Origin of the sequence: Massilia sp. METH4, assembly GCF_037094685.1 — a bacterium.
GTDB lineage: Bacteria > Pseudomonadota > Gammaproteobacteria > Burkholderiales > Burkholderiaceae_D > Rugamonas.
Genome location: NZ_CP146614.1, coordinates 5,211,965 through 5,227,040, shown reverse-complemented (window position 1 = coordinate 5,227,040; position 15,076 = coordinate 5,211,965). Strand labels below are relative to the sequence as shown.

Here is a 15,076-nt window from a genome sequence, read left to right as displayed (position 1 = left end):
CCGCACATGCAGCAGTACCAGCAACTGATCGAAACCGTCCTCGCCCAGGGCACGTGGCAGGACAACCGCACGGGCATCCGCACGCTCTCCGTGCCGGGCGCCATGATGCGCTTCGATCTGGCGCAGGGCTTCCCGGCCGTAACGACGAAGCGGCTGGCCTTCAAGTCGGTCGTCGGCGAACTGTGCGCCTTCCTGCGCGCCTCGCGCAGCGCGGCCGACTTCCGCGCGCTGGGCTGCAAGGTATGGGACCAGAATGCCAACGAGAACGCCCAATGGCTGGCCAACCCGTACCGCGAAGGCGTCGACGACCTCGGCCCTGTCTACGGCGTGCAGTGGCGCCAGTGGCCCGGCTACAAGGTGATCGAGGCGGCCGCCACCGCGCAGCGCGAAGACGCGCGCCGCAACGGTTTCACGGAAGTCGCGCCCATCGTCGAGAACGGTGTGGAAAAAGTCCTGCTGTACAAGGCCATCGACCAGCTGCGCGAATGCCTGGACACCATCGTCAACAACCCGTCCAGCCGGCGTATCCTGTTCCACGGCTGGAACCCTGCCGTGCTGGACCAGGTCGCCCTGCCCGCCTGCCACCTGCTGTACCAGTTCATCCCGAACGCCACGACGAAAGAGATTTCGCTGTGCCTGTACGTGCGCAGCAACGACATCGGGCTGGGCACGCCATTCAATATCGCCGAAGGCGCGGCGCTGCTGCACCTCGTCGGGCGCCTGACGGGCTACACACCGCGCTGGTTCACCTATTTCATCGGCGATGCGCACATCTATGAGAATCACATGGAGATGGTGCAGGAGCAGCTGAAGCGCGAGCCGTACGAATCGCCGCGCCTGGTGATCGCCGATCGCGTGCCCGAGTTTGCCAAGACGGGCAAGTACGAGCCGGAATGGCTGGAGAAGATCGAGCCGTCGGACTTCAGCCTGGAGGGGTATCGGCATCATCCGCCGTTGACGGCGCCGATGGCGGTGTGACATCGTCATGCCGGAGCTGACCCGAGATTCAAGTCACTGTCGTGGCCAGCAGGGCCGTAAATCGCGGAATACCAGTGCATGCTCGGGGAACACCAAAAGCGCCTTGGGCGGGCGTCTGTCGACGCGTGGGAATACCAATCTGACGTTGACAAGAGCAACGCGCCGATCGTCAGGTGCGAGCTTGTCCTTAAGCGCCGGCTCCCCCGGTTCGTCTTCGCGCCCGTCCTTGTAGGGCGGCGCGCTAAAATTCGACGAAGCTAGCAAGGCAGCAAAGGGAATGCACGCCTTGCGACACGCCCACCACTGAAGGCCGCGCTTGGCCCTCTACACGTACACGGGTTGCACTCGGTGAGAGGTTCCAGAGAATAGTCTGAAATACCCGCGCGACCCTGAAGCTAGCAGACCGCCAAGCCCCGGCACATGCCTAGGGGTTGCAAACCATCCGCGGGGGCTTGCTACGCCTTTGCGCCCTGCTGGGCCTAAGGGACCATCGTTCTCGCTGTCTCCATCGCAGTCAAGAACACGGCGACAATCCCGAGCTCGACGGACAGCAGTACAAAGGCCGCTTCGAAAAAAATGCCCTTCTTCCTCCATGCGTAGCGAACTTTTACTGGTAATTTCCTGTGGAGTCGCGGATCGAATCGCTTGAAAGCACGGCGCACCTGAAACATCGGTGCGAATCGACCGATGAACAACGACGCGTTGGCAATGCCGGATAGCAGGGCGAGAGCCACGAACATGAGAAATATAAATGTCTGTGCCCAGTTTGATAAATCCCATTCGTTAAGGTCCAGACGCGATCCGGTCACGAATGCAAGGGACAGTAGCAACGCCTGCGGTGTTAAATTTCGCAGAAACTCCAGAAATATCGTCCGTCCATCGGTCAGCAGATACATAACTCTTCCTTATATCGATACGTCGATCGCCCCCAGAGGCAGGCTCTAGTGACAACATTGCCTACAGTTTCCCCTACCTCAGGCGCAATTCGACCTACTTGCGCAATGCATGGAACAAAAAGCAACACTATGTGTTGTCCAGCAGCGGCTGTACTTGATACACCCCAGCGGTTGAAAATTGATATGCCAGTCTAAGACCATGGCCCCATTTTGCGAGGCAGCCTTGATACCCAACGAGGGTACGTGGAAATGGAAATACTGAAGAGGCAGAGATTGAGTCTGCAGCGAATCGCCGCCGAGGTCGGATGTGCGGTGAACGCGTACTGCATAGTACTCTGCGATGCTAACCCAAAGTAGATAGCGGCCTCATCAACGCGCTGCGGCTTGAACCGACGGCCACGCCAGCGATTAGGACGGATGTACGTAAGGTAAATGCGGTTTAGCACCGTCTCATCAATCGGAACGTGCGCAACCCCACGCCTGCAGTGCAACTGAGCGATCTTGCACCGTTGCACCAACGCAACTGCTACGCGCGTCTGTCCGCGATGTGTGCTGAGTAGCACCGTGACATGCGAGGGTTATGAAGATGCCTCAACACTAGTCTGAACGGCCGCCGCCACTGTCAGTCTTTGAGAGGATTGGTGACTGCGTAATCCCGCGCGCTACAGCTCACGCTGGCAGCGGCGCACCAGCCCGATACTTCTTCGCCAGCCGGCTCAGCGTCGCCCGTTCCATCTTGCACAACCGTGCCGCCTCGCTGATATTCCCGTTCGCCTGCGCCAACGCGCGCTCGACGAAGCGCCGCTCCACCTCGCGCACGGCAAACTGCTTCTCTCGCCGCAACACCCCGATATCGACCGGCGCCCCGCCGTCCGGCGCGCTGCCCAGTGCGGCACAGCAGCGGCGCAGGTCGTCCGCTTCGATGCGCGGGCCGGTGCTCAGCAGGTGGGCGCGCAACAGCACGTGCTCCAGCTCGCGCACATTGCCGGGCCAGGGGTGGCTGGGCAGCAGGTCGCTGGCCGCCTGCGCCAGCCGCTTCGGCTTGCCTCCCTCGCGCTGCGCCGCCTTGGCGAGCAGGTGGGCGGCCAGCGGACCCAGGTCGTCCGGACGCTCGCGCAATGGCGGCATGCGGATCGACAGCACGTCGAGCCGGAACAGCAGGTCGGCACGGAATACGCCGCGGTCGGCCAGCTCGCGGAGATCCACGTTCGAGGCCGCCACCACGCGCGCATTGCCGTGACGCCGCTGTTCCTCGCCCAGCGAGCGGAACGAGGCATCCTGCAGGAAGCGCAGCAGGCTGACCTGGCCGCGCGGCGACAGGGCCTCGATCTCGTCCAGGAACAGCGTGCCGCCTTCGGAATCGCGCACCAGGCCCTGCCGGGCGCGAATCGCATCGGTGAAGGCGCCCTTGGCGTGGCCGAAGAACTCGCTTTCGACCAGTGTGTCGGGCAGCGCGCCGCAATTGACGGGGATGAACGGTCCGCCGCGGCGCTCGCTCAGCGCGTGCGCGGCAAGCGCGGCCAGTTCCTTGCCGGTGCCGCTCTCGCCGGTGATCAGGAGCGGCGCGCGCGAGGGGGCAAAGCGGCGGATCAAGGCGAGCGCCTCCAGGAACACGGGCGAAGAACCGACGAAGTCGCGGGGCAGTTCCGGCTGCGGATACGGTTCGGACAGCAGCATGGCGATTCTCCTTGCCCGAAGATCGGGCGCCGCACGGGTACGGCGGAAACCGCCCAGCGCGCGAACGCCGTCAGGCCAGTATAGGGAGGTGGCTCAGGCAGATCAAGCGCTGTGCATTCCCGCCACAACCGTGCGATTTTCGACACAGGCCAGGGCGATGCCCGGACGCGGGCTGGCCGTCACGCCCCGTGGCCGGCGACGCACACTCGCCCGTCCTTCCGCCCCTGCCGCAATTGGCATGGCGATTGCAGCGCCACGGGTGCGCCCAGGCGCATGCCGGATCGCCATGCCAGTGAGTCATGGCATTGAGTCTTGCCACTGAGTCTTGCCACTGAGTCTTGCCAGTAAGTCTTGCCAGTGAGCCTTGCCACCGAGCGATGCCGGCCGCCCATGCAGCTCCAGTCGGTTGCCATGAAAGGACCAGCCATGCCCAGCACCCTCACCTACCCCGGCGTCTACATCGAGGAACGGCCCAGCGGCGTTCGCACCATCACGGGCGTGGCCACGTCGATCGCCGGCTTCGTCGACAACTTCTCGCGCGGCCCGCTGAACGAGGCCGTCCAGTGCCTCGGCTATGCCGACTTCGAACGCGAGTTCGGCGGGATCGACCGCCAGAGCGCGGCCAGCTACGGCATCAAGCAGTTCTTCCAGAACGGCGGCGCCGAGTGCTGGGTGGTGCGGGTCGCCACGCTGGACGACGCCGCGCCGGCGAACAATGCCATCGAGGCGCGCGCCCTGATCAACGACGAACCCGCCGGGGCGGGCGACGACATGTTCCGCGTGCTTGCCGGGCGCCGGCTGCGTGGCCAGCCCGCCGCGGATCCCGGCACCTGGGGCAACAACGTGCGGCTCGACGTCGACTACGACACGGCCGCGCCGACCGAGACATTCAACCTGACCGTCAGCGAGGTGGTGGTCGAGAACGGGCGGCCGCGCGTGGCGCGCACCGAGACTTTCCGCAACCTGACGATGGACGCGGCGGCGCCCAACTACGCGATCCCCACCGTCAACGAAACGTCGCGCATCGTCCAGCTGGACCGGCGCAATCTGGCCGGCACGGCCGACCTGCCGGCCCTGCCCGTTGTCGCGCCCTTCCCCCGCCCGGCCGTGACCGGCACGCTGGGCGACCTGCTGCCGCTGCCGCCCGTGATCCCCGCCAGCGGCGCGACCTTCGACGTTACCGTGGCCGACGATACCGATCCGCCCGTCGCGCGGCCGACCCGCACCGCGACCCTGACCTATCCCGGCCCCGCGCCCACCACGTATGCCGCGCTACGGCCCTTCATCGAAGCCGCGATCCGCGGGCTCGCCGATCCGGGCGTCGTCACCGCCGAGCCGGAACGCTCGGCGCTGGCCGGCGCCACCGTGCGCCTGCTCGGCAACGGTACCGCCGCCAGCCCGTTCCGCTACGTCGTTCAAGGCGGCCGCGGCAGCCCGGCCTGGCTGCCCGGCACCACCATCGACGTCGAGGGCCCGGCGGCTGCCGACATGGGCTTTCCCGCCGCGGTGGCGCCGAACGTGCAACAGTACCAGCTCGAAGGGGGGCTCGACGGCATCCTTCCGGTGGACGACGCGGCGCTGATCGGCAGCAGCGCGGCCAAGACCGGCTTCCATGCGCTGGACGACGTGGACCTCGTCAACATCCTGTGCATTCCGCGCGCCGCCGAGCTGGCCGGCACCGCGATGCGCGCCGTGTACGACCAGGCCGCCGCCTACATGGCCAGCCGGCGCGGATTCCTGCTCATCGACATTCCCGAGACCACCGCCACGCTCGATGCGATGCAGACGTGGATGATGGAGAACGATTCCTTGCGCAGCCGCGACGCGGCCGTGTACTTCCCGCGCACCTTCGTGCCCGACCCGGCGAACGGCAACCGGCTGCGCAGCATCGGCGCCAGCGGCACCATCGCCGGGCTGTATGCGCGCACCGACGCCACGCGCGGCGTGTGGAAGGCACCGGCCGGCACCGATGCGCGGCTGGAGAACGTGCAGGCACTGGCCTACGTGCTCACCGACCTGCAGAACGGCGCGCTCAATCCGCTGGGCGTGAACTGCCTGCGCACCTTCCCCGGCTACAGCCACATCTCGTGGGGCGCGCGCACGCTCGACGGCGCCGACTCCCTGGCCAGCGAATGGAAGTACATCCCGATCCGCCGCCTGGCGCTGTTCATCGAGGAGAGCCTGTTCCGCGGCACGAAATGGGTGGTGTTCGAACCGAACGACGAACCGCTGTGGGCGCAGGTCCGCCTGAACGTGGGCGTGTTCATGAACAACCTGTTCCGCCAGGGCGCTTTCCAGGGCCTCACGCCGCAGCAGGCCTACTTCGTCAAGTGCGACAAGGAGACCACCACGCAGGCCGACCGCAACCTCGGCATCGTCAACATCGTGGTCGGGTTCGCGCCGCTGAAGCCGGCCGAATTCGTCGTCATCACCATCCAGCAGATCGCCGGCGATCTGCAGTAAGGAGTCGGCCATGGCCCAGTTCGCAGTCAACACGCACCGCTTCGATCCGTACAAGAACTTCAAGTTCCGCGTCAAATGGGATGGCCGCTACGTGGCCGGCGTCAGCAAGGTCGGCGCGCTCAAGCGCAGCACCGAGGTGGTGGAACACCGCGAAGGCGGCGACCCGTCCACCTCGCGCAAGTCGCCGGGGCGCACCAAGTACGAGGCGATCACCCTGGAGCGCGGCGTCACGCACGATCCCGAATTCGAGGATTGGGCCAACAAGGTGTGGCACGTGGGCGCCGGCCTGGGCGCCGAGATCAGCCTGAAGGACTTCCGCAAGGACCTGATCCTGGAGGTGTACAACGAAACGGGCCAGGTGGTGCTGGCCTACAGGATCTACCGCTGCTGGGTGTCCGAATTCCAGGCCATGCCGGATCTGGACGCCAACGCCAATGCCATCGCCATCCAGACGCTGAAGCTGGAAAACGAGGGCTGGGAACGCGACCTCGCCGTCGTCGAACCGGCCGAACCGACGCTGTCGTGAGGGGGCGCGCGCCATGCATGCCGCCACGGTACCCGTCCGGCCGTTCGGCCAGCCACCCGACCTGGACCTGGACTTCGGCCGGCCCGACCGGCCAGCGCTCGTGACGGAGCTACTGGCCGGCTGCTGCGCGCCCGCCGATGCAAACTTCTGGTGGGACCAGTCGGTGAGCCTGCGGACTGCAACCCTGTTGAGGCTCGCCGCGTTGACGGACGGGCGCGATACGCTGCCGCTGCATGCGCGCTGCACCGCTTGCGGCGAGATGTTCGGCTTCGACCTGCCGCTGCGCCAGCTGGCGGATTACGCGGCCGGGGATGAGCCGCTGCGCGTGGCGCTCGGCACCGGCCGCGCCGCCACCCTGCGCCGGCCCACCGGTACGGACCTGCGCCGCTGGCGCGAGGCGCGCCCCGCCACGCGCGAGGCAGCCGTGACGCTGATGATCGGCACGCTGCTGGTGGAAGGCGACGGCAGCCCCGATGACGAGGCAGCCCTGGCGCCGGCCCTGGCGGCGCTCGACCCCCTGGTCGACTTCACTGTGGCCTGTGCCTGCCCCGCCTGCGGCGCCGGCAACGACGTGGCGCTCGACCTGGAAGCACTGGCGCTGGGCCGCCTGGCGGCCAGCCAGCGCACGCTCCTCGAGCAGATCCACATCTGCGCCACGCACTACGGCTGGACCGAAGCGCAGGTGCTGGCCGTGCCGCCGGCTCGCCGCGCCCGCTACCTGGCCATGATCGGGGAAGAACGATGAGCGGCTACTTCGACGCGCTGCTGCGCTCCGGCGGCATGGCGGCAGCCCCGCAGATCCAGCCAACTGCACCAGAATCCGGGCTCGAAGCGGTCGGCGGCATGGCGGCGGCCCCGCCGATCCAGCCAACCGCACCCGAATCCGGGCTCGAAGCGGTCGGCGAAGAGCCCGCCATGCCGGTGCCCGCCGGGGAGCGGCAGCCGCCTGCACTGGCGGCTGGGTTGACCGAGCGTACGCAGCCGGCAACGCCAACACAAACGCCGGCGGCGCCGCTCGCTCCGCCGATCCGGCTCCCATCCGCGCCGCATCCTGCACCGGCTTCCATAGCCGCGTCGACTTCGGCCGTGGGTGAACCGCCGCACGAGGCAGGTGCGCCGCGTCCCGCGCCCGAACAATCGCCAGCGCCGCCCGCCGTGCGGGCGGCGGCCGCTGCCGAACCCGGGCGCGCGCTGATCCAGGCGGCGCTGGACTGGGTCGCGGCCGGACCGCAAGACGCCTCCGACACGGGCCCGGCACACCCCGCGCCATTGCGGGCCGGGCAGGAGCAGCCCGCGCCGGTGCCGGCCGGGCCGCGCCGTGCCGAAGGGATTTCTCCTCCCGCGGCAGCATCCGCCGATGTCCTGCAGGGCGCGCTGCACGACGAAACGGTGGAAATCTCGATCGGCACGATCCAGGTCCGCGTCGACGCGCCCGCCGTGCAGGCAGCGGCAGCGCCGGCAGTCCCGGCGCCCCCGGCCGGCATTTCCGGTCCCACCCGAGGCGCGCTGGCGCGCCGCAGCCTGCGCAGGTTCTGACATGGCGCTCGCCGACTCCCTCCGAGCGATCGGCGCCGTCACCCGGCTGCTCCAGGAGCACCTGGCCGCGGCCGGCTTCCTCGTCTCGGTCGGCAAGCCGGAGGATGCCGCCAGCCGCAACACCAGCGCGAAGCTGAACCTGTTCCTGTACGAGACGGCGGCCGATCCCCACCTGCGCAACATCCCGCTGCACGAAGGCGAACCGCCGCCGCTGTGGCTGGTGCTGCGCTTCCTGCTCACCGCCTTCGATGCCGACGAGAGCAGCGACACGGCCGCCGCCCACGAGCTGCTCGGCAGCGGCATGGCCACGCTGTACCGCCTCAACTACCTGAGCCTGGCGCCGCCGGTGGACGTGGCGATCCGCAGCGCGCTGGAATACAACCCCGAACCGCTGAAGCTGACGTTCGACGAGTCGGGCCCCGACCTGCTGTCGAAGCTCATGCAGGGCAACGAGGAACGCTACCGCCTGTCGGCCGCGTTCCAGGTGCGGCCCGTGATGATCGTGCCGGGCACGCCGCCGCGCGCCTCCCTGCTGGTCGGGGTCGACTACACGACCACGCCGGAAACCATCATCGGCCGGGACGGCGTGAACATCGACGTGCTGCCGTCGCTGGGCACGGTGCTCGAACGCGTGGAGCCCGACCGCTTCGAGGCCGGCACCGTGATCCGGCTGTTCGGCCGCGACTTCGGCGGCGACCTGGAAGTCATGCTGGGCAATGTGATGCTGACCCTGGACGAACGCCGCCTCGACCACCTGGTGGTCACCGTCGAGGGCAGTCCCGGCGCGCCGATCGCGGACGGCACTGCGCTGTCGGCCGGCGAAACGCCCCTGCTGGTGCGCCGCCGCCTGGACGCCACCCACACGCGCTCCAGCAACCTGCTGCCGGTCCGGCTGCTGCCTCTTGTTACTGGCGCACTGCTGGCAGCCGGCGACCTGGAATTGCAGGGCGTGTTGCTCGGCACGGCGACGGACGACGTGATCGTCGTCATGCTGCGCGCCGCCGACGGCGTACCGGTGCACCGCTTCGATACGTTCGATTTCGCCGCGGACCAGCAAACGCTGACCGTCCAGAACGCGACGGCGGCGCTGCCGGCCGGCAGCTACCGCGCCATCCTGCTGGTCAACGGCCAGCAGGCCAAGGCCAGTCCCCTGGTGGTGGTGCCATGACGACCCCGCCGCCGGCCGCCGTGCCGTTTCCCGATCGGCTCGCCGATCCGGCCGGTTTCCTTCCCGGCGTCGCCGGAGGCGACCCGCTGGCGGCCTACTGGCTGGCACAGGTCACGCTGCGGCTGCGCCGCGAAGTCTGCTGGCTGTGGCGCGAGCGCGCGCAACAGGGTGCCGGCGACGCGTCCGGCGCGCTGCCGCCGCCGGTCGACCGCGCGCTACCTTCGCTCGACCTGTTGCGCTACGAACACGAGCGGCAAGCCTTCCAGCGCGACGATGCCACGGCCAGGCACCTCGGCGAGCGTATTGCCGCCCTGCCGCCGGCCGCATCGGACGACCCGCCGCGCGGCTCCTTTGGCTGGGTGGCGCGCACGCTGGCGCTGGAACCGGTCGAATGCTTCGTGCTGGCCGTCGCCCTCTTGCCCGCCGTGGACAGCGCCGCCGGCCCGGTGATCGCCAGCTGCCTGAACGAACCCGCCCGCACCGCACCCACGCTCGGCCTGGCGCAGCGCCTGTGGGATGCCCCCGATGCGCTGGTCCGCTGCTTCGACCCGGCCCACAGCCTGCTGCGCCACGGCCTGCTGGCATGGGCGCCGGCAGGCATCGTCGACTGGCAGGCGCCGCTGGCGGTGCCGCCGCTCGTGGCGCGCGAGCTGCTCTTCCCCGGCGGCCCGCTGCCGGGCGCGCTCGAAGCAATCTGCGCCGGCCCCTTGCCCGCTGCGCTCGACCCTGCCGCGATCGCGCGGGCGGCCGCCACGGTGCGCCAGCAGACCCGGGGCATGCGCCTGCTGCCCATCATCGGCGCGGCCGATGCCCCACTGGCCGAGGTGGCCGCCGCTTGCGCGCGGGAAGCTGGCGTCCACGCCGTACAGCCGAGCGCCGCGCTGCCGCCCGAACAATTGCCGCAGGCACTGGCGGCAGCCTGGCTGCGCGGCCACGCCGTCTACCTGCCGGCGGCCACCCTGTCCACGCTGCCGATGGAGCACGGCGGCCCGGAAGGGATGCTGCGCCCGCCACCGCTGCCCGGCCTGCCGTTGGCGGTCTTCGTGGGCGCTGCCAGCCGGGGCGCGCTGCGCGGCCTCGGCACGACCCTGCCGGCGCTGGTGGTGCCGCCGCTTTCCTATCCGGAGCGGCTGGCCGCCTGGCGGCAGGCCCTGCCCGACGGCGATGCGATGCTGCCCGAGCTGGCGCGCCGCTTCCGCTACGAGCGCTCGGCCATCGGCCGGGTCGGCGCCGAGCTGGCGAACCTGGGCCGCCCGCCCGAACCGGCCGAGATGCTGGCCGCGGCGCGGGCCGACCTCGATCTCGGCACGCTGGCGCAACCCGTGCTGCCCCGCTTCCGGCTCGCCGACCTGATGCTGCCCGCCCCGCAGGCGCGCCAGGTCGAGGAAATCATCGCCGCGATGCGCGCGCTCACCCGCGTGCACTACGACTGGGGCACGGCCCGCGCCTGGAACGAGGCGGGCCTGGCGGCGCTGTTCGCCGGGCCGCCGGGCACCGGCAAGACGATGGCGGCCGAAGCGATCGCGGCGGAACTCGCGCTGCCGCTGTACCGCATCGACCTGTCGCAGGTGGTGGACAAGTACATCGGCGAAACCGAGAAAAACCTGCGCCGGCTGTTCGACGCGGCCGACGCGGCGGACGTGATCCTGTTCTTCGACGAGGCCGATGCGCTGTTCGGCAAGCGCACCGAGGTGCGCGACGCGCACGACCGCTACGCCAACCTCGAGATCAGCTACCTGCTGGAGCGGATGGAGCGCTTCAAGGGCATGGCCCTGCTGGCCACCAACCGCAAGAAGGACGTCGACGAAGCCTTCCTGCGCCGGCTGCGCTTCGTGGTCGAATTCCCGCTGCCGGAAGCGCCGGTGCGCGAACGCATCTGGCGCGGGGTCATTCCGCCCAATGTCGATGCGAGCGGCCTCGATTTCCCCTTCCTCGCCGAGCGCTTCCCGCTGGCGGGCGGCCATATCCGCGCCATCGTCTTCCAGGCTTGCCTGCAGAGCGCCGGCGCGCAGTACGCGCAGTGTGGCGTGCCGCGGCTGGGCATGGACGCGGTCGTCCTGGCGGTCCAGCGCGAATACGAGAAACTGGACCGTGCCAACAGCCTGAACCAATTCGGGCCCTATGCCGCCCTGGTGGCGGCGCAAAGGAGCGTGCGATGACCAAACAGCGCAAGCAAGTAAAGATCGGCCGGCTCGAACTGGACTTGCGCGGCATCCCGCCCGGCATCGCTGCCGCCGCGGCGCACGCCCTCGGTCCGGCACTGGGCCGCGCACTCGACGCATCGCATCTTGCCACCGCCGCGCCCGACCGGCCGGTGGAGCGGCTGGATACCGGGCGCCTCGCCACTGCAGCGGCGCCCGCGCCCGGAACGCTGGCCACCGCCATCGCCGGGCACGTCGCCGCGTACCTTGCAAGCGCACCGAAGCGGGGGCAATCATGACCCTGCTGCGCGGCGCCCTGATCGAGTATGGCACGGCGCTGGCCGGGCCGATCCCGAACGTGGTGATCTTCCAGTTCAACCCCGAATCGCTGTCGCGCACCCTGCAGATCCCGCCGCGCCCCAGCGGCGCCACCCAGCGCGAAACGTCGCAGGCCGGCGAAAAGACGTTCGAGCGCATCTCCTTCAAAGCCCACTTCAGCGCGGCCGACGCGCTGGCCGAGGACAAGGAACTGGCCAGACTGTTCGGCATCGGCCCGCAACTGGCGGCGCTGGAAAAGATGGTGCTGCCGAGCGCCATCCTGTCCGGCGCCGTGGGCGCCGTCATCGACGCGATCGGCGCCGTGCTCTCCGGCACGCGCGCCGAGCCTGCCCTGCCGATCCCGCGCGAGACTTACCCGCGCATCCTGTTCATCTGGGGCCCGACCCGCATCCTGCCGGTCACCATCGACTCGATGGGCATCTCGGAGCTCGAGTACGACACGGCGCTGAACCCGCTGCGCGCCGAAGTCGACATCGCCCTCACCGTGATCGGTGTCGACGACTGTTCCGACGACCTGCTGGCCAAGGGCGCGCTCGGCTATTCGACCATCGCCAAGGAAGCGCAGGCGATCGCCAACCTGGCCAATACCGCCGAGCAGGTCGTGGACCTGATCCCATTCTAGGAGCCGCCATGTTCCTGCCCAATTCCCGGTATGCGAAAGTGGCTACCGTCACGACCGGCACCACCGCGACCGGCGAGCCGGTACTCGCGTTGAAGCTGCGCCGCCTGACGCCCGTGGCCGGGCTGCCGGCCACCGTGCAGGCCGGCGACCGGCTCGACCTGTATGCGCAGGAGCGCAGCGGCGACGCCACGCAGTTCTGGCACATGGCCGACGCCAACACGGCGCTGGACAGCCGCACGCTCACCGAACGCGCCGGCGCCACCATCCTCTTGCCGGAGACCTGAGATGCCCACCCCGCGCTTCCGTGTCTGGTTCGGCAGCCGCGCCGCGAGCGAGGAGGAGTTGCGCCGCATCGAAGAGATCGAGGTGACGCAGGAAATGGACGCGTTCTGGGAAGCGCGGCTGCGCATGGCGCTGTGCCTCGACCCGCGCGGCAGCTGGATGCACTGGCCGGGCGATGCCGCCGGGCCGTTCTCGCGCGTGCGCGTCGAACTCGACATCGGCACCGGCCGCTTCGTGCCCTTGATCGACGGGCCACTGGCCGCGGTCGATGCCGGCCTCGATTCCCAGCCGGGCCGCAGCAACGCCACGATGGTGGTGCGCGACGACAGCGCCTTCCTCGACCGCGACGAGGGCGTCGACCCGCCGTTCGAGGGGCGCACGGCCAGCCAGATCGCCGAAGAGCTGTTCGGCCGTTTCGACGACGTCATCAGGAGTACGCGCATCCTGGCCACACGGCGCCGCCCCGAGATGACGGCGCGGCGGGGCACGGTGCTCCAGTTCCTGCGCGAACTGGGCCGCGCCAGCGACCGCCATGCGTATGTGCTGCCCGGCGAGAACCGCGGCGAGAGCATCGGCTGCTTCCTGCCCGATCCGGAAGGCCCGGCCGGCCTGCCGGCGCTGGTGCTGGTCGGCGCCGGACGCAACCTCGTCTCCGCGACCGTCACGCAAGACCCGCAGGGCGGCGAGCTGACGCAGGCACGGGTGCTGCGCGTCGATGACCAGGGCGTGACCACGTTCGAGACCAGCGCCGCCGACCTCGGGCTGATGCGCAACCTGCCGGCACGACCCGCCGACCTCACGCCGCGGCGCCTGCTGCACCCGGCCGACACGCCGCGCGACGATCCGGACGAAGCGGCCACCGCCCAGGCACGGCGCGGCGGCTATGTGTACACCTTGAGCAGCAAGGTCGTGCCCGGCTGCTACCCGGCCGTGCTCACGCCCTACCAGAAGGTGCGGGTCGATGCCGGCGCCACGCCGTACAGCGGCTATTACCTGATCACGCAGGTCGTGCACCGCATCACGCCGTCGCTCTACGTGCAGGAAGTCGAAGCCAAGGCGGATTCGGTGACCGAGCTTTCCGGCGCGGCCGTGGCCGAAGCACTGGGCGGGGGCCTGCGTCTCGCCGTCTCCACCGGTGGAGGGATCTTCTGATGCCTGACCTGACCGAACGCATCGTCGAGAGCCTGGTCGAACGGGCCGGTACCAGCTACTTCGGCAAATACCGCGGCGTCGTCACGAACGTGGACGACCCGGAAAACCAGTGCCGCATCCGCGCCACGGTGCCGGCCGTGCTGGCCGACAAGGAAACCGGCTGGGCGCTACCCGCCGTGCCGTTCGCCGGCGACGGGCACGGCATGGTGATGCTGCCCGAGGTCGGCGCCGGCGTGTGGATCGAATTCGAGGCGGGCCAGCTGGACAGCCCGATCTGGTCCGGCACCTGGTGGGCCAGCGGCCAGCGCCCCGACCCGCAGGGCGCGGCCGTGCGCGTGCTGGTGTCCGTGCACGGCCACAAGGTGGTGCTGGACGACGCGGCCGACGAACTGGTGATCACGCACGGCGGCGGCCCGGAGATCAAGCTCACGTCCAGCGCCGTCGAGATCACCTGCGGCGCCTGCAAGCTCGTGATCGGCCAGCAGGACATCTCGCTGAACAATGGCCTGATCAAGGTGGGGCTGGCGGGCGTGAGCCTCGTCAACGGCGCGATGTCGTTTGGAGTGCCGCCATGATCCCCATCCTCACCACCGCGAGCACCGTGATGTGCCCCCACGGCGGCGTCGCCCACCTCGTCACGACGAACACGGAGGCGCTGGTCGATGGCGCGCCGATGCTGTTGCAGACGGATGTGCACCCGATCGTCGGCTGCCCGTTCGCGCCGGTCGCGTATTCGCCATGCCTGACGATCCGCTGGGTCACCGGCGCCACGCAGACGTCGCTGCGCAACGTGCCGGTCCTGTTGCAGACGAGCGTGGGCCTGTGCCTGAATGCCGCCCAGGTCCCGCAGGGCCCGGCCATCGTCGTGCAGGTCCAGCAGAAAGCGAAAGGAACCTGACATGGCCACCACGCTCTCCAGCGGCCGCCACCTCGCCTTCCCGTTCCACATCGGTACGGACGGGCGTACCGCCGCGCCGCCGCACGACGATGCGCACGTGCGCGAGGAAGTGCTGCAACTGCTGCTCACCAGCCCGGCCGAACGGCTGTTCCTGCCCGAGTTCGGCGGCGGCGTGCGGCGGCTGGTATTCGAGCCGGCCTCCGAGACGCTGCGCGGCGTGGTCAAGGCGCGCATCACCGATGCGCTGACGCGCTGGCTGGGCCACCGGCTGACCGTGGAACTGGTGGAGGTGGCATGGAACGATGCCGGCGCCACCCTCGAGGTCACCGTCAAGTACGTGCCGGCCGGCGGTGCCGACGCGCGCATCCTGCGCTTCCAGCGCACTTCCACCTAGGTGC

General features: G+C 69.3%; 16 protein-coding genes. 14 read left to right on the top strand and 2 right to left on the bottom strand.

The genetic code is table 11. The annotated features are described in order from the left end of the window. Nucleotides 1–6: 6 nt before the first annotated feature. Nucleotides 7–978, top strand: coding sequence for a thymidylate synthase (locus V6Z91_RS22895; protein WP_338761629.1), 972 nt, complete (start codon nucleotides 7–9; stop codon nucleotides 976–978). 479 nt (nucleotides 979–1,457) lie between these two features. Here V6Z91_RS22895 and V6Z91_RS22890 read toward each other — a convergent pair whose 3' ends face one another. Continuing rightward, nucleotides 1,458–1,874 (bottom strand): hypothetical protein, encoded by a 417-nt coding sequence (locus V6Z91_RS22890; protein ID WP_338761626.1) that lies wholly within the window; start codon nucleotides 1,872–1,874, stop codon nucleotides 1,458–1,460. A gap of 669 nt (nucleotides 1,875–2,543) precedes the next feature. Beyond that, nucleotides 2,544–3,551 carry a sigma-54 dependent transcriptional regulator gene (locus V6Z91_RS22885; RefSeq protein WP_338761623.1) on the bottom strand — a complete coding sequence of 336 codons (1,008 nt, stop codon included), beginning with the start codon at nucleotides 3,549–3,551 and terminating at the stop codon, nucleotides 2,544–2,546. Between the two features lie 426 nt (nucleotides 3,552–3,977). Here V6Z91_RS22885 and V6Z91_RS22880 point away from each other — a divergent pair, with 426 nt between their 5' ends. Genes V6Z91_RS22880 through V6Z91_RS22820 form a run of 13 tightly spaced genes read left to right on the top strand, consistent with a single transcriptional unit; the run spans nucleotide 3,978 to nucleotide 15,072 of the window. Continuing rightward, nucleotides 3,978–6,014 (top strand): phage tail sheath C-terminal domain-containing protein, encoded by a 2,037-nt coding sequence (locus V6Z91_RS22880; protein WP_338761620.1) that lies wholly within the window; start codon nucleotides 3,978–3,980, stop codon nucleotides 6,012–6,014. Nucleotides 6,015–6,024: 10 nt separating this feature from the next. Then, the gene (locus tag V6Z91_RS22875; RefSeq protein WP_338761617.1) at nucleotides 6,025–6,540 is read left to right on the top strand and encodes a phage tail protein; all 516 of its coding nucleotides are present in this window, start codon (nucleotides 6,025–6,027) and stop codon (nucleotides 6,538–6,540) included. Between the two features lie 13 nt (nucleotides 6,541–6,553). Beyond that, nucleotides 6,554–7,285 carry a hypothetical protein gene (locus V6Z91_RS22870; protein ID WP_338761615.1) on the top strand — a complete coding sequence of 244 codons (732 nt, stop codon included), beginning with the start codon at nucleotides 6,554–6,556 and terminating at the stop codon, nucleotides 7,283–7,285. After that, nucleotides 7,282–8,076 (top strand): hypothetical protein, encoded by a 795-nt coding sequence (locus V6Z91_RS22865; RefSeq protein WP_338761612.1) that lies wholly within the window; start codon nucleotides 7,282–7,284, stop codon nucleotides 8,074–8,076. The genes V6Z91_RS22870 and V6Z91_RS22865 overlap by 4 nt, the downstream gene beginning before the upstream one ends. A 1-nt stretch (nucleotide 8,077) precedes the next feature. Then, a complete protein-coding gene (locus V6Z91_RS22860; RefSeq protein ID WP_338761610.1) occupies nucleotides 8,078–9,244 on the top strand; it encodes a Pvc16 family protein in 1,167 nt (388 codons plus the stop codon). After that, complete coding sequence (locus tag V6Z91_RS22855; RefSeq protein ID WP_338761608.1) at nucleotides 9,241–11,403, top strand: ATP-binding protein; 2,163 nt, start codon at nucleotides 9,241–9,243, stop codon at nucleotides 11,401–11,403. Before V6Z91_RS22860 ends, V6Z91_RS22855 begins: the two co-directional genes overlap by 4 nt. Next, nucleotides 11,400–11,684, top strand: coding sequence for a hypothetical protein (locus V6Z91_RS22850; RefSeq protein WP_338761605.1), 285 nt, complete (start codon nucleotides 11,400–11,402; stop codon nucleotides 11,682–11,684). The genes V6Z91_RS22855 and V6Z91_RS22850 overlap by 4 nt, the downstream gene beginning before the upstream one ends. After that, nucleotides 11,681–12,346: a hypothetical protein gene (locus V6Z91_RS22845; protein WP_338761603.1), complete on the top strand. Its 666-nt coding sequence runs from the start codon at nucleotides 11,681–11,683 to the stop codon at nucleotides 12,344–12,346. The genes V6Z91_RS22850 and V6Z91_RS22845 overlap by 4 nt, the downstream gene beginning before the upstream one ends. An 8-nt stretch (nucleotides 12,347–12,354) precedes the next feature. Continuing rightward, the gene (locus V6Z91_RS22840) at nucleotides 12,355–12,630 is read left to right on the top strand and encodes a hypothetical protein (RefSeq protein WP_338761601.1); all 276 of its coding nucleotides are present in this window, start codon (nucleotides 12,355–12,357) and stop codon (nucleotides 12,628–12,630) included. A gap of 1 nt (nucleotide 12,631) precedes the next feature. Beyond that, complete coding sequence (locus V6Z91_RS22835; RefSeq protein ID WP_338761599.1) at nucleotides 12,632–13,780, top strand: hypothetical protein; 1,149 nt, start codon at nucleotides 12,632–12,634, stop codon at nucleotides 13,778–13,780. Next, nucleotides 13,780–14,355, top strand: a complete 576-nt coding sequence (locus V6Z91_RS22830; RefSeq protein WP_338761597.1) for a phage baseplate assembly protein V — start codon at nucleotides 13,780–13,782, stop codon at nucleotides 14,353–14,355. Before V6Z91_RS22835 ends, V6Z91_RS22830 begins: the two co-directional genes overlap by 1 nt. Next, the gene (locus V6Z91_RS22825) at nucleotides 14,352–14,678 is read left to right on the top strand and encodes a hypothetical protein (RefSeq protein WP_338761593.1); all 327 of its coding nucleotides are present in this window, start codon (nucleotides 14,352–14,354) and stop codon (nucleotides 14,676–14,678) included. Before V6Z91_RS22830 ends, V6Z91_RS22825 begins: the two co-directional genes overlap by 4 nt. Nucleotide 14,679: 1 nt before the next feature. Then, nucleotides 14,680–15,072, top strand: a complete 393-nt coding sequence (locus V6Z91_RS22820; RefSeq protein ID WP_338761590.1) for a GPW/gp25 family protein — start codon at nucleotides 14,680–14,682, stop codon at nucleotides 15,070–15,072. Nucleotides 15,073–15,076: the final 4 nt, after the last annotated feature.

Coding starts and splice junctions, on each gene's coding strand:
- V6Z91_RS22895 (WP_338761629.1), top strand. CDS start 7: ATGCAGCAGTACCAGCAACTGATCGAAACCGTCCTCGCCCAGGGCACG.
- V6Z91_RS22890 (WP_338761626.1), bottom strand. CDS start 1,874: ATGTATCTGCTGACCGATGGACGGACGATATTTCTGGAGTTTCTGCGA.
- V6Z91_RS22885 (WP_338761623.1), bottom strand. CDS start 3,551: ATGCTGCTGTCCGAACCGTATCCGCAGCCGGAACTGCCCCGCGACTTC.
- V6Z91_RS22880 (WP_338761620.1), top strand. CDS start 3,978: ATGCCCAGCACCCTCACCTACCCCGGCGTCTACATCGAGGAACGGCCC.
- V6Z91_RS22875 (WP_338761617.1), top strand. CDS start 6,025: ATGGCCCAGTTCGCAGTCAACACGCACCGCTTCGATCCGTACAAGAAC.
- V6Z91_RS22870 (WP_338761615.1), top strand. CDS start 6,554: ATGCATGCCGCCACGGTACCCGTCCGGCCGTTCGGCCAGCCACCCGAC.
- V6Z91_RS22865 (WP_338761612.1), top strand. CDS start 7,282: ATGAGCGGCTACTTCGACGCGCTGCTGCGCTCCGGCGGCATGGCGGCA.
- V6Z91_RS22860 (WP_338761610.1), top strand. CDS start 8,078: ATGGCGCTCGCCGACTCCCTCCGAGCGATCGGCGCCGTCACCCGGCTG.
- V6Z91_RS22855 (WP_338761608.1), top strand. CDS start 9,241: ATGACGACCCCGCCGCCGGCCGCCGTGCCGTTTCCCGATCGGCTCGCC.
- V6Z91_RS22850 (WP_338761605.1), top strand. CDS start 11,400: ATGACCAAACAGCGCAAGCAAGTAAAGATCGGCCGGCTCGAACTGGAC.
- V6Z91_RS22845 (WP_338761603.1), top strand. CDS start 11,681: ATGACCCTGCTGCGCGGCGCCCTGATCGAGTATGGCACGGCGCTGGCC.
- V6Z91_RS22840 (WP_338761601.1), top strand. CDS start 12,355: ATGTTCCTGCCCAATTCCCGGTATGCGAAAGTGGCTACCGTCACGACC.
- V6Z91_RS22835 (WP_338761599.1), top strand. CDS start 12,632: ATGCCCACCCCGCGCTTCCGTGTCTGGTTCGGCAGCCGCGCCGCGAGC.
- V6Z91_RS22830 (WP_338761597.1), top strand. CDS start 13,780: ATGCCTGACCTGACCGAACGCATCGTCGAGAGCCTGGTCGAACGGGCC.
- V6Z91_RS22825 (WP_338761593.1), top strand. CDS start 14,352: ATGATCCCCATCCTCACCACCGCGAGCACCGTGATGTGCCCCCACGGC.
- V6Z91_RS22820 (WP_338761590.1), top strand. CDS start 14,680: ATGGCCACCACGCTCTCCAGCGGCCGCCACCTCGCCTTCCCGTTCCAC.